This is a genomic window from Sphingobacterium cellulitidis (assembly GCF_043187465.1).
Classification (GTDB): Bacteria; Bacteroidota; Bacteroidia; order Sphingobacteriales; family Sphingobacteriaceae; genus Sphingobacterium; species Sphingobacterium cellulitidis.
In genome coordinates, this window is sequence record NZ_CP171136.1 from 2,372,067 (window position 1) to 2,394,617 (window position 22,551).

Sequence of the window (22,551 nt, forward strand, 5' to 3'; positions counted from 1 at the left end):
ATTTTCTACTTAGTGTTAATATTGAATTTGTAAAAATAAATAAAACTTTCAGGTTTCCACCGATTCTCTAAAATCACAATCCCATTTGACCTATCTATTCTTCAATCTCTTTTATCAAAAAAGGCTGAATCTTTTACCAATTCAGCCTAATTATATCTTATTTTAACTCCAATTATTATTGAATGCCATGCATCATTTTCTTTAATTTTCCGTTGAACATTAATAGAAGTAATGCAACAAAAATTGGTAATGCAGCAATAATCAAAAAGAATACGGTCATGGAATATGTTTCAGTAATCTTATCAATATAGGAACCAGTCATACCTGCAATGAAGTTTGCAATGGCAGACGCTGTAAACCATAATCCAAATAATAATCCGGCAAATTTCTTAGGCGAAAGCTTACTTACATACGATAATCCAACTGGAGATACACATAACTCTCCTGTAGTATGGAAGAAATAAGCTAATATCAACCAAATCATGCTTACCGATGCGGTTTGTGCTCCTGAAGGGATAGACATGGATCCATAAGCCAATGCCAAGAACCCTACTGCTACCAATATCAATCCAAATGCGAATTTCACCGGTCCTGAAGGATTCCATACTTTCTCCCATAATTTAGAGAAGGAAGAAGCTAGGGTGATGATGAAGAAGGAATTTAAGATCTGAAACCATGAAACGGTTACTTCGGTAGTATCTACTGTAAACTCTCTATTTACTTTCCAGATTCCCAATGCCCAAATAATAGCAAAGGAAAGAGCAGTGAAAATAACTGTCAGAGGATATTTACTGAAAATCTGTTGCGATAATTTGAATAATACCCAAGTCACGATTAAAATGGGGAATATCGTTAATGCCGCATCTACCCATTTGAAAATCTCTCCAGCATTACCATCTAATACACGTTGAGTATAGTTTTTTGCAAAAATGGTCATCGATCCTCCTGCTTGCTCAAATGCAAAGAAAAAGAAGATACTCGCAATCATTAATACGGCAACTACAATTAAACGATCTCTAACCACATTCTTAGGTGTATGATCCTCCTCTGCAATATTATGAACATGCTCTTCTGGCGTATGAACTGTCCCCGGTTTTTCTCCAATTACTCCAAAAATCTTTTGAGCAAAATAAAATTGAACCATACCAAAGAACATAAATACTCCAGCTAATCCAAATCCATAATGCCATCCAATTTTCTCACCGATATAACCACATAATAACATTCCTAGGAATGCCCCTGAGTTAATACCCATGTAGAAAATAGTATAACCAGCATCTTTCTTTGCTGATGAATCTGGGTATAATTGCCCAACCATCGAAGAAATATTCGGTTTGAACATACCATTACCCAAGATCATGAGTACTAAACCTATATAAAAAAATGTGTTGGAAGAACCTTCTAAGGCCATTGAAGCGTGACCTAAGGTCATAATTAATGCTCCCCATAATATAGCTTTCCGGTAGCCGGTTAATTTATCGGCAATCATACCACCAATTAATGGTGTCAAATAAACCAATCCTGTATACCATGCATACAATTCCATGGCTTCACCATTGGTCCATCCCCAACCACCTTTTACAATCTCGGTGATTAAGAAGACAGTTAATAAGGCACGCATCCCATAATAACTGAAACGCTCCCACATCTCAGTAAAGAATAGGACAAATAGACTTGCAGGATGCCCCATCACCATTTTATCGTCAACGCCTTGTTTGGCAAGGTGTTGGACCAATTCTTGGTCTTTTTCTTGATTCATCGGTTATTGATATTTATGTTAATATAGAATTAATTACAGAACATTATTTTTTCAGGATAGCAAATTAACAAATTTTTATTTAGAATTTGCAGCATTCTATTTTCAACAACTATCCCAAAATTTATATTCTTATGAATCATTTTTTTAACGATAGTTTAATGATAATTTAAAAGTCCACCCCTTTTTTAGGATTGAATTTTTAAAAAGAAATAGAAGAAAAATTACCAAATCATAAACAGACATACAGCATCACAACCAAATACTCAACCATCTCCACTATTTGATGTCAATTATGTATTTTTCTTGTTTTCAAATAAACATCCCCTTTCCCGAATTCAACTTTAATATATTCTTAATTTTTCGAATCCTAAACTTATTGTGTAAACATTTTTTTACGTTGATAACTTTATTTTCCTTCAGCCACCTGTATTATAATATTTATTGAAAATCAATAATAATCAAGATAAGGCCAAAATTCAGCCCATAAAAAAAGAGGCAAAACTATTGTCTTGCCTCCTTCAATCATTTTCAGATTTTATTTAAATCTCTCTAAAAGAGTTTTAGTCAATTTAATACCTTCATCCTCTGAAATATTGCTTCCTTCGTATTCGATGCCCACATAACCTTTATATCCAGCATTCTTTACGATCTCCATCATTTTTCCGAAGTCTACTTTCGTATCATTACCATTGGCGTCGAAATCATGTGATTTTGCACTAACTCCTTTGGCATATGGCATTAATTCAGCAACTCCCTTATAACGATCATACTCGTAAAAGTTTCCAAAATCAGGTAAACTACCACAATTCTTCTTACCTACAGTCTTTAAGACGTCTGATAACCAATCTCCATGTGAAGAAATACCACCGTGGTTTTCTACTACAACTGAGATTTTACCCTTTTTACCATAATCAGCTAAAGTAGCTAAGCTTTTTACAACTTGATCTTTAACCTCTTCTTTAGTTCCTTCTCCGGCAGCATTTACACGAATCGCATGACATCCTAAGAAATTTGCTGCATCAATCCATTTATAATGGTTTTCTACCGCCTGCTTACGTTTCGCCTCATCGCGATCGCCTAAGCTTCCTTCGCCATCAATCATTATCAGGACGTTCTTCACGCCGTTGTCTTTTGCCCGGTTATTCAAATCCTTTAAGTAGGTCATATCCTTTGCCTTATCCTTAAAGAACTGATTTACATATTCAACTCCATAAATGCCAAAATTCTTGGCAGTATACTCAGGAAAATCAATGTTTTTTAAATCACCTTTGAAAAGTTTTTTATGTAAGGACCACTCCGCTAATGAAATTTGAAACCAATCTTTCTTGGCTGCAAATACATCTAATGATGGTGCTAGGGTTACCCCTGCTGTTACCAGTCCTAGGTTTCTTAAAAACTCTCTTCTTGAACTCATGATTTTGTTATATAAGTGTTATTAGATATTAGCCCATCCAGACGTTAATACATCTACAAGATGCATTGTCTTAATGGGAAGTTGATTCTTTTCTATATAGGCCTGTAATTGCAACAAACATGATGAGTCTGTCGAAATAATATAATCAGCCTTTACATTTAATGCATTCTGAACCTTCTGCTCCGCCATCGCCGCTGAAATACCTTCAAATTTCACCGCAAAGGTTCCTCCAAATCCACAACAGGTCTCTTGATCGCGCATCTCGACAATCTCCAATCCCCCAACATGACTCAATAGTCGCCTTGGCTCCTCCTTGATCTTGCATTCACGCAATGCTGAACATGAATCATGGTAAACCGCTGTACCAACCAATTCTGCTCCAAAATATTCCTTCTGCAAAACATTCACCAGAAAATCACTAATCTCGAAAATATTACGTTTAATGGATCTGCATTTATTATGCTCGATGGAATTCGTAAATAAATCATCATAACCACCTCTAACCATCCCAACACAGGATGCTGAAGGACTAACTATGGGATGCTCATCATTGAAGTCATTCAAAAATTTCTGACCTATCTTTTTTGCATCATCCCAAAATCCCGCATTATAAGCCGGTTGACCACAACAGGTCTGATCCGTATTATATACAACCTTACAACCCGCCTTCTCTAACAACTTCACCGTATTGAAGGCAGTTTCCGGATATAACTGATCAATAAAACAGGGAATAAATAACTCTACTTTATGCATTAATCGCCTTGAATAATCTGTAATTTATTAAATTTTAACACACGAAACAACAACAAAAACCCAATGATAAAATATACAGACAGAAACAATGCCGAATATCGAATATTTTGTGTTATCTGTTCTATAATGCCGAAACTAAATAAACCAATCACAATGGCTACTTTTTCGGTTACATCATAAAAACTAAAAAATGAAGTCGTATCCTCAATATCTTCTGGAATTAACTTCGAATAAGTCGATCTGGATAAGGACTGTATCCCTCCCATCAATAATCCAACTGTAAAGGCCATACCGTAAAATTGATATTCATTGCTCATATAAAATGATGCACAACAGATCAATATCCAAAAGAATACTACAACTATCAATACCTTGATGTTTCCAACTTTCTTCGCAGCAACTGACATCAAATAGGCCCCTCCAATCGCAACAATCTGTATCAAAAGAATAGAAGCAATCAACTTGCTTGCCCCTAGGTTTAACACCTTCTCACCAAATGCAGCAGCAACAATCAATAGGGTCTGAATTCCCATCGAATAAAAGAAATAGGCCGGCAAAAAGGTCTTGATCGCCTCTATCTGTTTGATCTGACCCAATACTGTAGTAAACTCCTTTTTGACCTTGGTAAAAAATGGAAGCCTCTCTGATCCTACCGTTGGTTTATTTCTAGGTAAAAACTTAAATGGAATCTGGGCAAATAACAACCACCATAAGCCAACTAATAAAAAGGAGAATCTCGCAGGAAAGGATCCATCTGTAATTCCAAACCACTCAGGTTTGAAAATAAAAATAAAACAGATGATCTGTAAGGTCACACAACCTACATATCCATAGGCAAATCCTTGTGCACTGACCCTGTCTTGCTGATCTGGACTGGCTATGATCGGTAAATAAGAGTTATTGAAGGCTACCCCGCCTATATAACCCATCGCCGCTAATGCATAACAGAAAATACCCCATTCTAAAGTATTCAGCTTAAAGAAAAATAAACCCATACAAGCTATGGCGCCAATATAGGTGAATAGTTTCATGAAAAACTTACGCTTGCCCGCTGCATCTGAATAGGCCGAAATAAATGGTAAACCCAATGCCATCAATAAATAAGCAATGGATAAGGCAAAATTCGATAAAGCTGTATTGATCACCTCGATTCCAAAAAATGATACTGTATCATTGGTATTTGGATTCTTCGTAATTGTCGTATAATAAACAGGAAAAATCGTGGAATTGATAACCAGGTTATAAGCTGAATTCGCCCAATCATACATGGACCATGACCGAATTAACTTCTTATCATTCTTTTTGAATATTTTCATAAGATTTGCTTATGCGAATATAGCATTTGATTTTTGAACTGGTTTAAAAATTTTCGTAGATATGCGTTACGATTCTTACCATTTCTTTACGAACTGGCGATGAACTCCCCAGGAAGTTATTGTTCAAAAATGAAAAAGCATACCTTTTCCCTTTTTTGGTCAAAATATAACCACTCTGACAATGAACGCTATTGATTGTTCCGGTTTTGGCCCAAACAAAGGCTTTACCGCCTGGCGTTGGATAGACATTTTTCAAAGTACCTTCTAATCCTCCAGCTGGAAATAAATACAATTTCGCTGTCTCATCGCGAACTTCGTTGTTTATCTCAAGTAATACTTGAACCATACTTCGTGGAGTAATCTTATTATAACTCGATAATCCACTTCCATCTCGCAATTCAATGGAGTCACTCAACTTGCTGTAATAGGTATCCTTCATGTATTGACGAAGGTCCTCCGTTTTAAAACTATTGTACTTCAAGAATGAAGCAACCATGTTTAGCTGTTCTGCAAGAAAATTATCACTCGGCAGCATCATCTCCCGCTCTACTTCTCTTTTAGGAACGGAGTTGACAATCTTAAAATTTGAAGGTAAGGGCTGATTTACCAAACCAACATCCTTCTTTAAGGTATCCTGAAGTAAGATCACTAACAAACTATCACTTGGACGGAATGGTTTCTCATTGACATAATTCTTTGGCAATGGAAGTTCATTGACTTCATATGTGTTATTTTCCAATGCCCTATGAATCCTATAGCGTGTAGTTGTATCGGACAACTGCTTTACATCCCTTTCAAAATAGCTTGGGAATAATCGCAATTGACCATTGACCTCTCTAAATTGAACAACATTGCCATATATTGGAAATGGAAATAACTCCGGTTGATAATAGAATTCATAATCCTCAATTGACCATCCATTTCTATAGGTTGGCTCTTGTGTTGCAGTACTTGAATAGAACAACTTTTTATTGCTGTTTTTCAAAAAGTTATATACTCGACCATTATCCAATCTTGGATGCAAGAATGTTGGATCCCCAGTTCCCCAAAATATAAGGGAATCTCCACGTTCTACATAAGCAATTCCAGGAATAGAATCCCCAATTAATTTTAAGGAGGCAAATAAGGTAAAGACTTTGGTGTTTGATGCAGGAGTAAAATGCTTGTCTTGATTATGATCATAGACGAAACGTTGTTCATCTATATCATACAGACTAAATCCATAGTAATGTTTTGGTAATACCTCGGATTTTTGGAATTCTTGATTTAGGTTTTGGATTAATTGTGCCTTGGATTGTAAACAAGCCAATAAACCCAGTAGGATTAATATGCTTCTCATTTGGTAAACTTAGTAATTTTTCTACTTTTTTATTAATTGAAACAAAGTTTTTATAGTACAAAAAGAAGGGCTGATCGTGATGATCAGCCCTTAATTCTCTTATTGAATTAACTCCTTAATTCTGTTTTAAGTTTTCGTTCCTATCTAACTCGGTTTGAGGGATTGGCCAATATTCATTCTTTGGCCCAAAAGTAATCCCTTTATAAGGGCTAAGAATTCCTCCTTCAAAGGCTGAATAGCTTTCAACAGTCTCTTTCGCAATTCCCCAACGAACCAAGTCAAAGAATCTATGACCTTCTAAGGCCAATTCTAATCTTCTTTCGAAGCGAACTGCTTTACGAGCATAATCCGCACTAGGGAAATTTGGATAAGGTTTTACATTATATTTGGCAGCATTAACTCCTGTAGCTGTTTTCTTAGGTGCTAACTTCGCAGCACGAGCACGAACTGAATTCACCAATTTCAATGCTCCAGCTAAGTTACCTGCTTCAATCTCACACTCCGCAGCCATTAAATAAACATCCGCAAGACGAATGATATTCACATCTAAACCCGTGATGTAAGCCTCTCCTGGCGCTGTATTGGATGCAAATTGAGATTTAGGAACCATTTGCTTTCCAGGTAAAAATGGCCCAGCAAAAGAAGGCTCTCTAATCCATGAATCACCTGGCATAATTCCATAATCTAAAAATTCAACTCCTCTTCTTGCAATAGTATAGTCAATACGTGGATCAAAAGCCAAATTAACATTAAGAACATAGTCCTCTTTCGCTTTCCCTGTTAATTTGAAATCAGAATAATATGGATCATTTCTATAAGTATCTAATAATGGTAATCCATTGGCATCTACCTTGAAGGAATTTACCAAGTCAAATGTAGGATTATAAAATCCACAACAACTTACCGGTGCATTACCATAGAATCCTGATAACATATCACCCACGTTTCCATTTTCTGCGTTACCATTTCCATTAATCGCATGCTTGGAAACCATCACTACCTCAGGACCGTTTTCTTTAGTCACATCAAAATTGTCGCGGAAACCCATATTCTCTAGGTTCTTGCCTGCCATAACATCTTTAAACAATGGTAAAGCTTCGCTGTATTTCTTTTGATATAATAAGAACTTGCCCAGATAAGCTTTAGCAGCTATTTTATCCATTCTTCCAAATTCATTCTTGATTTTTGTAGCTGGCAAATTATCTACCGCAAATTTTAAATCCGCCTCGATCTTAGGCTTAATATCCGGCTCATTTGAAACTTTTAACGCCTCATCCAAAGTCGTGTTCTCATCGATATATGGAATATTCTTAAAAATCCTCCATAAATAAAAATAATAATGAGCACGCAGCATTCTTGCTTCGCCTTGAATTTCCTTCGCACGTTCAGCTGTAATGGCCTTCTCACCTGCTTGGTCATCATTCAATAACTTCAAGGTCGTGTTACAACGTTGAATACCTTCGTAATAAACCTGCCACATCGAACTCAAGTTGTCATTGACACTGGTCGCTTTAAAGGTCTCAATATTCATCATATAAGGCTGGTCAGATGAACTGGAACCTTTGTGGGCATTACCACCAGCAACCTCCCCAAATAACCATTGACTCGGAGCCGAAGCATAATTCCCCCATGTTCCACTCACATTACCATTTAAAATACTATATGCACCTATTAATGCACCTTCAACACCATCCTTATTCCCTACCTGGGGCTCAGATAACTGACCCTGAGGTAATTTCTGTAAAAATTCTTTCCCACAGGAACTAACTAATAGCATCCCCGCTCCTAAAAGAATCATTAATTTATTTCGTTTCATGATTGTACTTTTTAAATTAATTCCCGATTAAAACCCTAAACTAAGACCAAATGTGTATTGGCGCGCTTGCGGATAAATACCAAAGTCAACACCCAATGCCGGATAATCTGATGGAGTCGCCGAAATCTCAGGATCTAAACCCTCATATTTGGTAATCGTAAATAAATTGGTTACCCCAAAATAAACTCTGAACTTGTTAAATGTGGTATTGTCGCCAAATAACTTCTTCGTTTGGAAATTATATCCTAATTGGAAGTTCTTTAATTTTAAGAAACTACCATCTTGAATATAATAACTTGAAGTCGCAACTTCCATCTCATTCAAATCTGAACCCGGATTTACAACCGTTGGAACATCGCTATTGTGATTATCTGGACGCCATGAATTTAATGCTCTTACACTTTTTTGACCATCAAATACTCCAAAGTCAGTGAAGTAACGTGTCGCTTCATATAAGTCATTACCTTGTGAACCATAGAAGTATAATAATACATCAAAGTTTTTATAGGCTGCATTCAAATTCAAGGAATAAACAAAATCTGGATGTGGTGATCCGATAACTGTTCTGTCTTCAGGACCTAATACACCATCACCATTTAAATCTGCATATTTAATACCTCCTAAACGGGCACCACCATATTTTGGAGAATTATTTAAGTCGGCCTCATCACGATAAACTCCAATCGCTTGATAGCCATAAAATGCTCCAAATGGCTCGCCAGCTTTTAATAATGAGGTTTGCATTGAACGGAATGCACCATAATTTACTTGGGCTACCGCAGGTGATAAGGCTACAACTTCATTTTTGTATTTCGAGAAGTTTGCTGCTACATCAAATGTAAATGCAGATTCTTGTCTATATCCATAGTGATATCCTAAAGACGCCTCAATACCTCTATTTCTCATTTCACCAATATTTTGAACCGGTGCAGTCGCACGACCTACTGCTGTAGCTGGCAATGGAACACGGAATAACATATCTGTTGTAGATTTATTAAACCAATCAATCGATCCATCAAAATCCCCATTTAATACTGTAAAGTCCAAACCTAGATTTAAGGAACTTACCTGTTCCCATTTGATGTTTTCATTTGGATAATCACTTTTCCAAACACCAGTTACAATCTCGTTATTAATCGGATACGATGATGCTGTTAAAGAAGTAGTATATCTAGCTAAATACTGATAAGCACTGATTCTTTGGTTACCTGTAACCCCGTAACCTGCACGTAGCTTTAAGTCAGTCAACCATTCTGCTCCTTTAGCAAATTCTTCCTGAGAAATACGCCATGCTCCGCTTACCCCTGGAAATACACCATATAAATGGTTCGCTCCAAAGTTGGATGAACCGTCACGACGAACTGTTGCACTCAATAAATAACGGTCCTTATACGCATAGTCTGCCTTACCCATAATGGAGAACATGGAACCAACCGATCCGGATCCACCATTACTAATGTTTGTACTACCTGCATCTAGATAGAAGTAATCCAAACTATTTAATATAAAATATCCATTACGTCCACCTGAAATTCCTCTATTACGGTTTGAGATCGCCTCTGTACCTACTAGCACATTTAAGGTATGATCTTCACCCAAATTAGGCTTATAATTTAAAGTATTCGTCCAGGTCCATTCCGTAGTATATCCATGATATTCACTCATACCATTATTGAAACTACCTTCTGAGAACTCTGGGTTTGGATAGTTATAACTTACTCCGTTATAATTCTCATAGCGTAATCCAAAACTTGAACGGTAAGTTAATCCATCAATGATATCATACTCGCCGAATGCATTACCAAAGAAGAAATTAGAACGATTCATATTATCTTTCGCCCTGAATGCCATCGCAACGGGGTTCTGACCATTCCCTAATTTATATCCTTTTGATCCCGCAAAATTTCCTCCCTCATCATATACCGGGATGACATTTTGGATACGATAGGCAAATCCTAACACAGAGCCTTCGCCTTGGTATCCACCTGCGGTATTTGGATTAACCCCCATACCGTATCCTTCGGTATAAGCATAGGATAGATTTTCTCCAAATCTTAACTTTTTGTTAAAGGCACTGAATTGTGTATTCGTTCTAGCATTATAACGTCTAAATCCGGTATGGATAATGCTACCTACTTGATCCAGATATCCTCCAGACATCGAGTATTGAGCATTTTCAGTTCCTCCAGAAGCACTTAACTGATAAGACTGAATTGGCGCATTTTGAGATAATTCTTTAAACCAATCTGTCCCTGCTTTATTTGCTTTTGTAATCTGATAAAATGCATTTGGATCTTTCAAATCATAATTGTATTTGGACATATCCGCATCAGAAGCCGTAATACCAGTGGTTTTCCCTCCTGCTAATAAATATTCTGGAATTGTTCTATCGATTCCAAATAAATCCTTTTCTAAATCAATAATTTGCTGAGGACTTAACATTTTAGGAAATGCTCCTGTATTAGGAACTCCTGTACCTACATAAGCATCAAGATTAAGAGCCGTACGACCTGATTTACCAGTTTTGGTTGTAATAATAACAACCCCATTATTCGCACGAGCACCATAAATAGAAGCTGCAGAAGCATCTTTCAGCACCTGCATACTCTCTATGTCATTCTGGTTCAACCAACTCAATTTACCCTCAAATGGCACACCATCAATGATATACAAAGGCTCGTTGTTGTTAATAGTTGAATAACCACGAATACGGATTTGTGGCGTAGAACCTGGTGCTCCATCATTTACGATTTGAACCCCTGTTGCACGACCCTGTAATGCTTCAACAGCACTACCAGCGGGCTGTGACTTTAATTCATTCACATTTACTACAGCAACAGAACCTGTTAAATCTTTCTTCCGTTGCGCGCTATAACCCGTAACGATAACTTCCTCAAGATTACTACTATCTTCTGTTAGAGAAATGACAATAGGTTGTGTCGCAGATGTCACGGTATGCCTTGCCGATGCATATCCCACGTAAGTAACTACTAGAATGTCATTCGGTTGCGCATCAATTTCAAAATTTCCGGATGCATCTGTTGAGGTACTACTGGTCTTGCCGACAATTTTAATCGTCGCCCCAGCTATTGGCTCACCCGCCTGGTTGACGATTTTTCCTTTTACTGGACTTTGCATCGCATACAGTGGATGCATTGCGATTTTATTCCAGATCGATACTTCTGAAGCCGATACACTACTCATGCTGAGTAGACCCATCGAGATCAGAAGACCACTTTTTAGCATTCTCTTGGGAATAAAAGAATTGCTATGGAATTTCATTGATCTTCCCATAATAAAATTTGTTAGTTAGTTTGTTAAATTATTAGTTCAATTCTGTTCCGTATCTAATTCTTAAGCATAGCAATGCCAGGAATTAAATAAGAAATATTTAAAGCATATAAGTTCCATAGGGAACTTATCATATCCTAAAAAATAAATTGTAGGCTACTTTGGTTTACTAATTGGAATTAAGTATTCGTGGTTCATAAGCTGTTAGTTAATTTGTTAAGTTTATTAAGTAATTTATTAGTTTATCAAAGCTATCTTAACTCCTAACCCCCTGTCAAAGTGTACATTAAACACTTTCAAAATTTAATTTGTAAATCCCCTTACTTATACATTTGGAATTAATACAAATACAACAGGAATTGTTTTAGTTTAGAATTCAGTTTACAATTAAATCTAATTTATAAAATATTTTTAATAAACAAGACTTTTAAGCAACAAAAAATTTACACAAAAAAAAGGAGGTCAAAACCTCCTTCAAATATTTTATTTATTGTTTCTCAATTAATAGCCTAAAACATATTTTAACCCACCTATTATTTGCTTTTGGAAATTTGGCTCATATAAAGACTCTTTCGTATGGCCAAGTCCGGTGTAAAACATTCTGATCCCCTCAAATTTCTGATACCAAGCAATGGGATGAAAATTACCCATCTTGCCATTCTGATAAGATTTTTCATCAAGCGTCATCAAAATTTTCAAATCCGGCTTAACATTAGAGAAATCATACCACTCATCCTTATGCATCCAGACCTTAGGCAAATGTTTCGTAGCTAAATGCTTTCTGTTTTTAACATCAATCTTCGCTTCTTGAACAGCAGGATGACTCGCGAAATAAGCACCAACCAAATTATTATACCAAGGCCAATCATGCTCGGTATCTGTTGCAGCATGAACCCCCATAAATCCCTTTCCCGATTTAAGAAAATTTTGAAAAGCTACCTTTTGCTCTTCATTTAATATGGTACCTGTTGTACTGAAAAATAAAACTGCATCAAAATTCTTGATGGAATCTGCTAAAAATACATTGGCATCCTCTGTATGAAACATCCCAATATGCTCTTTCTTTAATAGATCACCCAAAACTTTGACACCTTCTTCAATATTGTCATGCCTAAATCCAGCCGTCTTCGTAAAGACCAATACTTTTTTAGGCTTCTCAATATGCCCTGCAAATGCAAAGCAAACACTTAAACAACATATTAAACTCAGTATGCAAAATCTTCTCATTGATTTATTTGGTTTTTGATTGATAAAAATCTAAGCTTTCAATAATGGAATCCTCTTCCACAAATTTATTATAATCACAAACACCAATCTCTCGCAATAAAGCAAACCCTAATTTGTTACCCTCGTTCTTCTTATCATTCTTCATTAAGCCCAATAACTCCGGATAAACTGCAGAATTCAATTGATATTTAGGATAAATTGACAACAGATAATCAACGATCTCATCTAATTCAGCTTTATCCAGATTGTTAAATTTATAGGAAAGATACGCTTCACAAATCATACCTATAGCAATCGCCTCCCCATGTAATAAAGGATTTACATCTGAAACCAACGAATATCCTTCAACAGCATGTCCAATCGTATGTCCAAAGTTTAAGATTTTACGAAGACCTTTTTCAGTAGGATCTTCCAAAACTACCTTATTCTTTATCACAACAGAGTCATAAACCATACCTTCAGGTATTTCTGGTAAAGTAACAGTCTTACAGCGAGTAAACAAACCTTTATCTTGGATTAACCCATGCTTGATCACCTCTGCAAATCCTGATAGAACTTGACGATCATCCAAGGTTTCTAAAAATTTATTGGATATAAATACCGCTTTAGGTTGGCTAAAAGTACCAATAATGTTCTTTACATTATCTAAATCTATCCCGGTTTTGCCACCAACTGAGGCGTCAACTTGGGATAATAAAGTCGTCGGTACATTTAAGAAATCAATACCTCTTTTATAAGTAGATGCAGCAAATCCTCCCATATCAGTAACAACTCCGCCCCCTAGATTCAGCATTAAGGCTTTCCGGTCCGCACCAAAATCTAACATGGTCTTCCAGACTCCAATACAAAAATCTATATTCTTGTTCTCCTCACCCGGGTCTACCTCAATAATATCATAATCAACAATATCCGGAATAGCGGCTTGGATGACAGGTAAACAATGATCATTTGTATTTCGATCTACTAAAATCAAAAGTTGTGAATAATCATGGTCAATCAGAAACGATTGTAGCTCATCTAACTCATTATCGAATACGACTTCGTATCCTAAACTATTAATCTTCTTCATATATAATTTGTACCTAAAGATAGATTTTTTTTATGGATTTGCCCTTGTTTTTAAATCTATCTTCAGATATTTTACAAAGCAATTTTAGTTATTGTATTTTTACTTTATTTCCATCAAATTCGACTATATCGCCAACCTTGACCTTTAACCTTTTCCTGTAATCTACTTGACCATTGTACTTTACGAGTCCTTCTTCAACTACCCATTGAGCCATCGCCCCATGCTCAACCCAGTTCATTACCTTTAATAACTGAATCAATTGGATGTAATCCCCTTCTAATGTAAACGTTTGCATAGACAAAAGTAATTTTATTCCGCAGCATTTAGGATATATTAATATCTAAAATTCATAAAAAAAGCCTAATTTTACGCCCATCAAATTAAAGTAATATGGACATAGCTTCACCCTTAAAGCTTGACTTTAACAATACAGAAATTGCCTTTAAAGGTAAAAGTGATAAAGACCTTAATAAAGCCTATTGGTTATTTAAGATGGTCGCTAGTAATGCACTCATTAAAATCGGTACTCCAATCACTAATTTTTCGCTAAATATTGGATTACCTATTCAAGGAATTATTAAAAACACCATCTATAAACAATTCTGCGGTGGTGAAAGTATCCAAGATTGCCAAAATGCAATCCAAGACCTTGGCAAAGGCAATGTAACTACAATCCTTGATTATTCCGTAGAAGGTGAAGATTCAGAAGAAAGCTTCAATTCTTGCTGCGCGGAAATCTTGAGAACTGTAGAAGCCGCTAAATTAAATCCGTTAATCTCATTCTGTGTGTTTAAACCTACTGGATTGGGAAGATTTGATCTTTTAGCAAAAATCGACGCCAAAGAAACCCTTAGCCCTGAAGAACAAGCTGAATACAACCGTCTCTTAGACCGTTGTGATCAAATCTGTAAAGCTTGTTATGAAAACGGAATCCCCGTATTAGTAGATGCTGAGCATTCTTGGATCCAAGATACAATAGATGATATCGCAAGAGAAATGATGGAAAAATACAATGGAAATAAACCTATTGTATATAATACCTACCAAATGTATCGTCATGATAAACTTGCTTCCTTAAAAGCTGATTTTGCTTATGCAAAAACACAAAACTTCCACTTGGGAGCCAAAATCGTTCGTGGAGCATATATGGAAATTGAAAGAGAAAGAGCAAAAGAAAACAACTACCCTTCTCCTATTCAACCGAATAAAAAAGCTTCTGACACAGATTATAACCAGGCAATCCATTTTTGTTTAGACAACATAGACAGAGTGGGTTTGATGGCAGGAACCCATAATGAAGAAAGCTGTAGATTATTGGCTCAGGAATTAGAGAATAGAAATATTCCGCATAACAACCCGAATGTATTCTTCGCGCAACTTTTGGGAATGTCGGATAACCTTTCATTCAACCTTGCAGCTGCGGGTTATAATGTAGCTAAATACATGCCTTACGGACCTGTTAAAGCCGTAATGCCTTACTTGTTCCGCCGTGCTCAAGAAAACACCTCGGTAGGTGGTCAAACTGGACGCGAGTTGAGCTTAATTATGAAGGAATTGAAACGCCGGAAAGCAGCAAATAAATAATCCTTTTCTTTTTGTTATCCATAAAAAGAAACAGAAAACATATTAGAAAGTCTCCATTTAATGGGGACTTTCTTATTTTTGCGCCATGACGGAAGAAAATTTTCAGAAATACCTTAAGCTAAAAGAAATCGCATCCCCATTTAAAGCCTTATTATTTGATGTTGATGGAACCTTAGCGGATAATATACATGCTCACAAAGCTGCATATGTCCAAACCGCAAAGGAACATGGTATAGATCTGAACCCTGATCTAATTGATGAAACTGCTGGCTGGCCAACGGTAGCCGTTGCTGATGAAATCTCCCATCGCTATAAGGTATCATTAGATCGGTATGAATTCGCAAAAAGAAAATCTGCAATTTTCATCGCTGACTTCATTCAAAAAACAGAGCCTGTGGATTTTGTAAGACAAGTCTTATATGATTTTGCAGAATCTAGAAAAATTGGAATTGTTTCTGGTGGGAGTCGATCAACATTGAATATTACACTCGATGTAATCCAGGTAATAGGCAAATTTGAAACGTTGGTTTGTGCGGGTGATACGCCAGAGGGAAAGCCTTCACCTCAACCTTTTTTATTAGCGGCTGAACATTTAAATGTAGATCCCATCGATTGTCTGGTATTTGAAGACGGCGATCCAGGAGTACAAGGTGCTATCTCAGCAGGAATGTCATGGGTTAGAATTGACCAAATCTAAAAATTCGTAATTATCCGAATTCCACCATTGGTGTAGTTCATATCGGCACGCTTAAAACTACCTACTGGCAACTTAACAAATGGTTCCACGGATAGGTTTATGTTTTTGTTCATTTTCATCTCTTTTCCAATTGAAAAATTCACAAAACCACCAAAGCCTTTAGTGCTGACATTCTCATCCTCAGTCTTGATTGCCCGGGAAACTTGCTTAACCGCTGTTTTTACGTCAGCTTCGTTCTCAGGTAATCCATTTCCAAATAATTCGCTATTGGCATTCTCCACAAAATGAGCATATCTATTCTGATTGAATACAGCAGCATAGGTAATTCCCGAGGATGCATAATAACCACTCTTGGACTTTACTCGAACATCCAATGGAATTTCTAATGCTTGAACATTCCCTGAAATAGCATTGACATTCGGCAAGATAATGGCATTACTACTCATATAATTTTGCGTCAAGCCGTTCCCAGTAATCTTGTGGATAGCATCCTTATTCGCAACTACTGCGGTCTCAGCATTGGCAACCGGATCCTTCATCTCAGAAACATCATACTTATTGTAAGCCAAACCCGTACGAACACTGATATTCTTACTAATATTATATGCCAATAATACTCCGCCCCCAAAATTAAATCTATCATTTGTCGAATTAGGGGAAACAAATAATCCTAGATCAAACTTCTCTCTTAAATTAAAGTTCCGGTTTTTCAAAACTGGCTCAACGCCTTTCTTAGCACCTTCGTTCTGATAAGCCAGCTCCGTATTCATATTAGTTTGACGAAGAACTGAATAATCCTCCTCATCCATCCTGATCGATGGTTGGTCAATATTGAAATTATATGCTGTTAAACGATTTGGTACTTGAACAGAACTTGGATATAAATTTTGATTAGAATGATTTGATAAAACTTTTAAATCTCCAAAAGAAGAATAACTAACAACATCTTGCTGCTCATTTCTTTGAATAGAATTTCCAGCTGCTAAAGATTCAAATGCAGCAGGATTTGGTTGTGAATTAAGATCGATATTTGCTAACTCAGGGGAGTCAGAAGTTCCTTCAGGTTGCGTAACACTGGAATTATCTGAAGAACCACTATTTTCAGACTCCTGATGATTGGCCACAACTTGATTTTCAACCAAGCCTTGATTCGTTTCAGGCCAATTTTTTACTGTAACAACTCCTAATAACAAAACCGCTGCAGCACATGCTGCCCAATAAAAAGTTTTATTCCTTTTAGTTGGGGCAGTACCATAACGACTCTGAAAATTCTCCCATGCTCCTTCCTTATACGGAAGTTCTTCCATGGTTTTCATCTTTTCGATGATCTGCTCAACAATATCTTTTTTATTCTTTTCTTCCATTATCTTAACCGAATCAGGATTTAATATTTTCTAAATTTATTTGACTCAAATACAATTTGCGCAGCTTCTGCTTTGCTCGTGTAAGATAAGTCCGGGATGTACTCTCAGGGATATCCAACTTCTTCCCTATTTCTTCATGCGAATAACCCTCAATCTCATATAAGTTGAAAATTGAACGTTGTATATCTGGCAATTGCTGAATAAGGGACAACATATCTTCATACTCCAACCGACTATCATTATTCACAGAATAATGAATCGTATCACTCCCACTCAAGTCATCCAACATATACATCTGCTTACGCACTCTTAAAGCATCAATGGAGGTATTTACCGCGATTCTTGCGATCCAGGATTTAAAAGTCTTCTCTAATACATTGGCATCCTCATGAAGTGAAAATGACCCAATCTTATTAAAGGCTTTCACAAAACATTCATTCGCAAGCTCTTCCGCCTCCATTTCATGTTTCATATAACGAATGACAATAGCCATCACATATCCATAGAATTTCTTATACAAAAAAGATTTACTCTTCTCAGAATTGGACATAGCACATTGCTCCAATGCGGTCCTAAGGTCCATTGCTGTGTTATTACTGAGATATCTTTTTAATATTCCCACCTAAGTCTTTTCTTATCTTCTTGTCCTAAAAAACTATAGATGAAACTAAGCTTTATTCATATTAATACCGCTATATATTTTCTATAATGTGATAACGAATAAAAACAATTTCATGCTACAGTTGGTATAAAATAATGATTAAGGTCATTAATTCCTTGCCTTTTATTTGGTAAATTTAACAAACACAAAATTAACGATTATGAGAGCCATCTTATTTCCTACTGATTTTTCTGAAATTGCCAATAATGCCTTCCTTTATGCATTACATATCGCAAAGTCCATTGATGCGAAAATTTATGTGCTTTACACCTATCTAGAACCGGTTTTATCGGCTACTCACGGTGGTCAGCCCGAGCTTCTAGGTGAAGTCTATCAAACAATCGAATTGAACCAGTTTGAGGTCTATAAAAAGAAAACACAAAATCTTCGCGAAATTGCCGCTGATATAGGACTTCCAGATGTTGAACTAATTTTTATGTTCGAAGAAGGCCCGGTGTCTGCGGTTGTAAAAAGTATTGTAGAGCGTGAAAAAATCCACCTTGTCGTCATGGGAACCCATGGTGAATCGGGATTCCTTTCTAAATTGATCGGCACCAATACAGTCAATGTCATCAAATCCATCCAAAATCCTGTACTCGCTGTACCTCCACATGCTAAATATCAGGGTATCAAAAGAACAGTATTTACAACCTTGTTCCGAGAAAAAGACAAAGAGGCTTTAAAAGAAATGCTGATCATGGCTAAAGCTGTCAATGCAAAAATTGATTGCCTCCATGTATTGCACAACGCTAAAGTCGCTGATGTTCTGCTGCAAACCGAGGCTTGGCAAAAGGCATTCCCTCATGACAATATTGAGTATATCCTATTGGATGAGGTCGAAAGCATCGAAAATACAATCGCAAATTATATTCTTGAAAACAATATTGATATATTAGGTGTCGTTAAAAGAAATCGAAACTTTTTCGATCGACTCTTTGGAAGTAGTGTCAGCAATAATTTAGCCCTACACTCCAAAGTGCCTATTTTGGTGTTCCATGAAGAAAAATAATTATGCAGCAGATTATTAAAAAATTAGAAGCATTACATCGTATCAATGATAAAGCAGAAAAATTCACCGAAATTACCGATGAAAATTTCATCGAACACGGTGTGCTCTTCTTTATTCCACTTGAAAAATTTGAAGTGAAAATTCTAATCCCTGCTCCTCATCATAAAACAATCTTCCAAAATGGAACCCCAACCTATAAACAAGTCTTGAATCACAAAGAAGCAATGATGCTTAAATAATTGCAAATTTTGAAAAATAAAAAAAGGGTATCAATTTGATACCCTTTGCTGGAGCCTCCTATCGGAATCGAACCAATGACCTACTGATTACAAGTCAGTTGCTCTACCAGCTGAGCTAAGGAGGCGTTTCCGTGGAAAACGTTGCAAAGATGAATTTTTCAATCCATTTTTACAAACTTTTTCAATATTTAAATCACGTAAAAACACTAACTAAATGACCTACAAGCCATTATTTTCATATTTTAAATCTGAATAATGCCATTTTGGCTGGTAAAAATAAAAAATCATGCCATAATTTCAGGTAATCATTAAAAAACACTGTAGGCATTCCTTTTGTTAATCCCATAATACAAAAAGCTAAACTATAATATGAACTTTAACAACTTTACAATTAAAGCCCAAGAGGCCATACAAAAAGCATCAGAAATTGCATCAGGTCATCAGCAACAAGCGATTGAACCTGCGCATATCATGAAGGCTTTATTAACCGTAGATGAGAATGTTATTTCTCACTTACTGAAAAAATTAAACGTCAATATTAGTTATCTATCTCAAGAGGTCGATAAATTAATTGAGTCCTACCCTAAAGTAAGTGGTAGCAATGTGTACTTAAGTAACTCTGCAACTGCAGTTCTTCAAAAAGCACAAAGCTTCCTGAAAGAATTCAATGATGAATTCGTTTCAATTGAACATATCCTATTAGGTCTTTTATTGGCTGGGGATAAAGTTTCCAACTTACTGAAAGATCAAGGAGTAACTGAGAAAGATTTAAAAACTGCCATCAAGGAGTTAAGAGGAAATTCTAGAGTTACCGATCAAAATGCAGAAGCGACTTACAATGCTTTGAATAAATACGCTCGAAATCTAAATGAATTTGCAGAGTCTGGCAAACTGGATCCTGTAATTGGTCGAGACGAAGAAATCCGCCGCGTAATGCAGATTTTATCACGTAGAACCAAAAACAACCCCATCTTAGTGGGTGAACCAGGCGTTGGTAAGACTGCAATTGCTGAAGGTATTGCTTATCGTATTATCAAAGGCGATGCTCCGGAAAACTTAAAATCCAAAACTGTATTCTCATTGGATATGGGAGCTTTGGTTGCCGGTGCAAAATATAAAGGTGAATTCGAAGAACGTCTGAAAGCAGTAGTAAAAGAGGTTTCTGATAGCGATGGAGAAATTATCCTATTTATCGATGAGATTCATACCCTGGTAGGTGCTGGTGGTGGTGAAGGTGCAATGGACGCTGCAAATATCTTAAAACCTGCTTTGGCTAGAGGTGAATTGAGAACCATCGGTGCAACAACCCTGAATGAATACCAAAAATATTTTGAAAAAGATAAAGCACTAGAGCGTAGGTTCCAAAAAGTAATGGTTGAAGAACCAGATACACAAGATGCTATTTCTATCCTTCGTGGTATTAAAGAACGCTATGAAACTCACCATAAGGTAAGAATCCTGGATGAAGCGATTATTTCAGCAGTTGAATTATCACAACGCTATATCACTGACCGTTTCCTACCAGATAAAGCTATCGACTTGGTCGATGAGGCGGCGTCTAAACTAAGACTTGAAATGGACTCTGTTCCTGTGGTAGTTGATGAGCTGGAACGTAGGATTATGCAATTGGAGATTGAAAGAGAGGCCATTAAAAGAGAGAAAGATGAAAAGAAAATCTCAGAACTCTCCGAAACCATTGCTAACCTATCCAATGAAAGAGATTCGTTAAGAGCGAAATGGCAATCAGAAAAAACATTGGTTGACCAAGTAAACTTGGAGGCCCAGAACATTGAAAACTATAAACTGGAAGCAGAACAAGCTGAACGCGCCGGTGACTATGGAAAAGTTGCTGAATTAAGATACGGAAAGATCAAAGAAGCTCAGGATAAAGTTGATGCCTTGAAAAAAGAACTTTCTGAAAAACAAGATAGCAGCAGAATGTTGAAAGAAGAAGTTACGTCAGAAGATATCGCCGATGTGGTATCCAAATGGACTGGAATTCCTGTGAGCAAGATGGTTCAATCTGAAAGGGAAAAATTATTGAACCTGGAAGAAGAATTACACAAACGGGTTGCGGGACAAGATGAAGCCATTGAAGCAATCGCTGATGCTATTCGTCGATCCAGAGCTGGATTAAGCGATGCAAAACGCCCCATTGGTTCTTTTATTTTCTTAGGAACAACAGGGGTTGGTAAAACTGAACTTGCAAAAGCCTTAGCGGAATACTTGTTTGATGATGAACAAGCGATGATTCGAATCGATATGTCCGAATACCAGGAAAGACATGCAGTCTCTAGATTAATTGGAGCGCCTCCAGGATACGTTGGTTATGATGAAGGTGGTCAGTTAACAGAAGCAGTTCGTCGTAGACCTTATTCAGTGGTCCTATTGGATGAAATTGAAAAAGCTCACCCGGATGTATTCAATATTTTATTACAAGTGTTGGATGATGGCCATTTAACAGATAATAAAGGCCGGGTTGTAAACTTTAAAAATACAATCATTATAATGACTTCAAACACTGGTTCGCATATTATTCAAGAGAATTTCTCGAAATTGGATGATAACAACCGTGAGGAAGTTGTGGCAAAAACTAAGGATGAAGTGCTGGATTTATTACAAAAATCTATCCGCCCTGAATTCCTGAACCGTATAGATGAGGTTATCATGTTTACTCCTCTATCAAGATCAGAGATTGGAGATATTGTTAGAATGCAGTTCAACAGAGTTGAAAAACAACTAGCAGAACAAAATATCTTCCTTACAGCATCAGATGAAGCTTTAGATTGGTTAGCTCAACTTGGTTATGACCCAGTATACGGCGCTAGACCACTGAAAAGAGTAATCCAAAAAAGAATCCTCAATGAATTATCCAAAGAGATTCTTTCCGGAAAAATCTCCCGAGATGCAGTCATTGAACTCGACGCCTTCGACGGAAAATTCGTTTTCCTCAACAAGTCGGAACAATCATAAAAAAAAACCGCCTGAATATTGTTCAGGCGGTTTTTTTATC

17 protein-coding genes and 1 tRNA gene are annotated in these 22,551 nt (G+C 36.6%); 5 read left to right on the forward strand and 13 right to left on the reverse strand.

Going from position 1 to position 22,551, the window contains the following annotated elements; translation table 11 throughout:
- Window positions 1-175: 175 nt before the first annotated feature.
- The 10 genes from ACF3OC_RS10565 to ACF3OC_RS10610 form a co-directional block, all read right to left on the reverse strand.
- The gene (locus tag ACF3OC_RS10565) at window positions 176-1,759 is read right to left on the reverse strand and encodes a peptide MFS transporter (RefSeq protein ID WP_392469159.1); all 1,584 of its coding nucleotides are present in this window, start codon (window positions 1,757-1,759) and stop codon (window positions 176-178) included.
- A 535-nt stretch (window positions 1,760-2,294) separates the two neighbouring features.
- Window positions 2,295-3,173, reverse strand: a complete 879-nt coding sequence (locus ACF3OC_RS10570; protein WP_094256508.1) for a sugar phosphate isomerase/epimerase — start codon at window positions 3,171-3,173, stop codon at window positions 2,295-2,297.
- Between the two features lie 21 nt (window positions 3,174-3,194).
- Window positions 3,195-3,926: a (Fe-S)-binding protein gene (locus tag ACF3OC_RS10575; protein ID WP_392469160.1), complete on the reverse strand. Its 732-nt coding sequence runs from the start codon at window positions 3,924-3,926 to the stop codon at window positions 3,195-3,197.
- Window positions 3,926-5,242 (reverse strand): MFS transporter, encoded by a 1,317-nt coding sequence (locus ACF3OC_RS10580; protein ID WP_182498572.1) that lies wholly within the window; start codon window positions 5,240-5,242, stop codon window positions 3,926-3,928. The genes ACF3OC_RS10575 and ACF3OC_RS10580 overlap by 1 nt, the downstream gene beginning before the upstream one ends.
- Window positions 5,243-5,285: 43 nt before the next feature.
- Complete coding sequence (locus ACF3OC_RS10585) at window positions 5,286-6,581, reverse strand: D-alanyl-D-alanine carboxypeptidase (RefSeq protein WP_392469161.1); 1,296 nt, start codon at window positions 6,579-6,581, stop codon at window positions 5,286-5,288.
- A 115-nt stretch (window positions 6,582-6,696) separates the two neighbouring features.
- Window positions 6,697-8,397, reverse strand: coding sequence for a RagB/SusD family nutrient uptake outer membrane protein (locus ACF3OC_RS10590; RefSeq protein WP_392469162.1), 1,701 nt, complete (start codon window positions 8,395-8,397; stop codon window positions 6,697-6,699).
- Window positions 8,398-8,424: 27 nt separating this feature from the next.
- Window positions 8,425-11,691, reverse strand: a complete 3,267-nt coding sequence (locus ACF3OC_RS10595; RefSeq protein WP_392469163.1) for a SusC/RagA family TonB-linked outer membrane protein — start codon at window positions 11,689-11,691, stop codon at window positions 8,425-8,427.
- A gap of 498 nt (window positions 11,692-12,189) precedes the next feature.
- Complete coding sequence (locus ACF3OC_RS10600; RefSeq protein WP_392469164.1) at window positions 12,190-12,915, reverse strand: ThuA domain-containing protein; 726 nt, start codon at window positions 12,913-12,915, stop codon at window positions 12,190-12,192.
- A gap of 4 nt (window positions 12,916-12,919) precedes the next feature.
- A complete protein-coding gene (gene aroB / locus ACF3OC_RS10605) occupies window positions 12,920-13,984 on the reverse strand; it encodes a 3-dehydroquinate synthase (protein WP_392469165.1) in 1,065 nt (354 codons plus the stop codon).
- An 88-nt stretch (window positions 13,985-14,072) separates the two neighbouring features.
- The gene (locus ACF3OC_RS10610) at window positions 14,073-14,279 is read right to left on the reverse strand and encodes an RNA-binding S4 domain-containing protein (RefSeq protein WP_094256516.1); all 207 of its coding nucleotides are present in this window, start codon (window positions 14,277-14,279) and stop codon (window positions 14,073-14,075) included.
- 95 nt (window positions 14,280-14,374) lie between these two features.
- Between ACF3OC_RS10610 and ACF3OC_RS10615 the strand changes: the two genes are divergently transcribed.
- Both ACF3OC_RS10615 and ACF3OC_RS10620 read left to right on the forward strand, forming a co-directional pair.
- A complete protein-coding gene (locus ACF3OC_RS10615) occupies window positions 14,375-15,568 on the forward strand; it encodes a proline dehydrogenase family protein (RefSeq protein ID WP_392469166.1) in 1,194 nt (397 codons plus the stop codon).
- A gap of 85 nt (window positions 15,569-15,653) precedes the next feature.
- On the forward strand, window positions 15,654-16,265 hold the full coding sequence (locus ACF3OC_RS10620; protein ID WP_094282489.1) for an HAD family phosphatase: 612 nt from the start codon (window positions 15,654-15,656) through the stop codon (window positions 16,263-16,265).
- On the opposite strand, the gene ACF3OC_RS10625 is transcribed toward ACF3OC_RS10620, so the two are convergent.
- Both ACF3OC_RS10625 and ACF3OC_RS10630 read right to left on the reverse strand, forming a co-directional pair.
- Complete coding sequence (locus ACF3OC_RS10625) at window positions 16,262-17,629, reverse strand: hypothetical protein (protein ID WP_392469167.1); 1,368 nt, start codon at window positions 17,627-17,629, stop codon at window positions 16,262-16,264. The two genes, ACF3OC_RS10620 and ACF3OC_RS10625, sit on opposite strands and share 4 nt — an antisense overlap.
- A gap of 13 nt (window positions 17,630-17,642) precedes the next feature.
- A complete protein-coding gene (locus ACF3OC_RS10630; protein ID WP_392469168.1) occupies window positions 17,643-18,251 on the reverse strand; it encodes an RNA polymerase sigma factor in 609 nt (202 codons plus the stop codon).
- Window positions 18,252-18,450: 199 nt separating this feature from the next.
- Between ACF3OC_RS10630 and ACF3OC_RS10635 the strand changes: the two genes are divergently transcribed.
- Entirely contained in the window at window positions 18,451-19,299 is an 849-nt protein-coding gene (locus tag ACF3OC_RS10635; RefSeq protein WP_392469169.1) for a universal stress protein, read from the forward strand.
- 2 nt (window positions 19,300-19,301) lie between these two features.
- Window positions 19,302-19,538 (forward strand): hypothetical protein, encoded by a 237-nt coding sequence (locus ACF3OC_RS10640; protein ID WP_392469170.1) that lies wholly within the window; start codon window positions 19,302-19,304, stop codon window positions 19,536-19,538.
- A 49-nt stretch (window positions 19,539-19,587) separates the two neighbouring features.
- Here ACF3OC_RS10640 and ACF3OC_RS10645 read toward each other — a convergent pair.
- Window positions 19,588-19,663: transfer RNA gene (locus tag ACF3OC_RS10645), tRNA-Thr, on the reverse strand.
- A gap of 244 nt (window positions 19,664-19,907) precedes the next feature.
- Here ACF3OC_RS10645 and clpB point away from each other — a divergent pair.
- Window positions 19,908-22,511 carry an ATP-dependent chaperone ClpB gene (gene clpB, locus ACF3OC_RS10650; protein ID WP_392469171.1) on the forward strand — a complete coding sequence of 868 codons (2,604 nt, stop codon included), beginning with the start codon at window positions 19,908-19,910 and terminating at the stop codon, window positions 22,509-22,511.
- Window positions 22,512-22,551 lie beyond the last annotated feature (40 nt).

Excerpts from the sequence above, each read along its gene's own strand:
- ACF3OC_RS10640 (WP_392469170.1), top strand. The coding sequence starts at position 19,302 with ATGCAGCAGATTATTAAAAAATTAGAAGCATTACATCGTATCAATGAT.
- ACF3OC_RS10585 (WP_392469161.1), bottom strand. The coding sequence starts at position 6,581 with ATGAGAAGCATATTAATCCTACTGGGTTTATTGGCTTGTTTACAATCC.
- ACF3OC_RS10580 (WP_182498572.1), bottom strand. The coding sequence starts at position 5,242 with ATGAAAATATTCAAAAAGAATGATAAGAAGTTAATTCGGTCATGGTCC.
- ACF3OC_RS10565 (WP_392469159.1), bottom strand. The coding sequence starts at position 1,759 with ATGAATCAAGAAAAAGACCAAGAATTGGTCCAACACCTTGCCAAACAA.
- ACF3OC_RS10625 (WP_392469167.1), bottom strand. The coding sequence starts at position 17,629 with ATGGAAGAAAAGAATAAAAAAGATATTGTTGAGCAGATCATCGAAAAG.
- aroB (WP_392469165.1), bottom strand. The coding sequence starts at position 13,984 with ATGAAGAAGATTAATAGTTTAGGATACGAAGTCGTATTCGATAATGAG.
- ACF3OC_RS10595 (WP_392469163.1), bottom strand. The coding sequence starts at position 11,691 with ATGGGAAGATCAATGAAATTCCATAGCAATTCTTTTATTCCCAAGAGA.
- ACF3OC_RS10635 (WP_392469169.1), top strand. The coding sequence starts at position 18,451 with ATGAGAGCCATCTTATTTCCTACTGATTTTTCTGAAATTGCCAATAAT.
- ACF3OC_RS10575 (WP_392469160.1), bottom strand. The coding sequence starts at position 3,926 with ATGCATAAAGTAGAGTTATTTATTCCCTGTTTTATTGATCAGTTATAT.
- clpB (WP_392469171.1), top strand. The coding sequence starts at position 19,908 with ATGAACTTTAACAACTTTACAATTAAAGCCCAAGAGGCCATACAAAAA.
- ACF3OC_RS10590 (WP_392469162.1), bottom strand. The coding sequence starts at position 8,397 with ATGAAACGAAATAAATTAATGATTCTTTTAGGAGCGGGGATGCTATTA.
- ACF3OC_RS10600 (WP_392469164.1), bottom strand. The coding sequence starts at position 12,915 with ATGAGAAGATTTTGCATACTGAGTTTAATATGTTGTTTAAGTGTTTGC.
- ACF3OC_RS10610 (WP_094256516.1), bottom strand. The coding sequence starts at position 14,279 with ATGCAAACGTTTACATTAGAAGGGGATTACATCCAATTGATTCAGTTA.
- ACF3OC_RS10615 (WP_392469166.1), top strand. The coding sequence starts at position 14,375 with ATGGACATAGCTTCACCCTTAAAGCTTGACTTTAACAATACAGAAATT.
- ACF3OC_RS10620 (WP_094282489.1), top strand. The coding sequence starts at position 15,654 with ATGACGGAAGAAAATTTTCAGAAATACCTTAAGCTAAAAGAAATCGCA.
- ACF3OC_RS10570 (WP_094256508.1), bottom strand. The coding sequence starts at position 3,173 with ATGAGTTCAAGAAGAGAGTTTTTAAGAAACCTAGGACTGGTAACAGCA.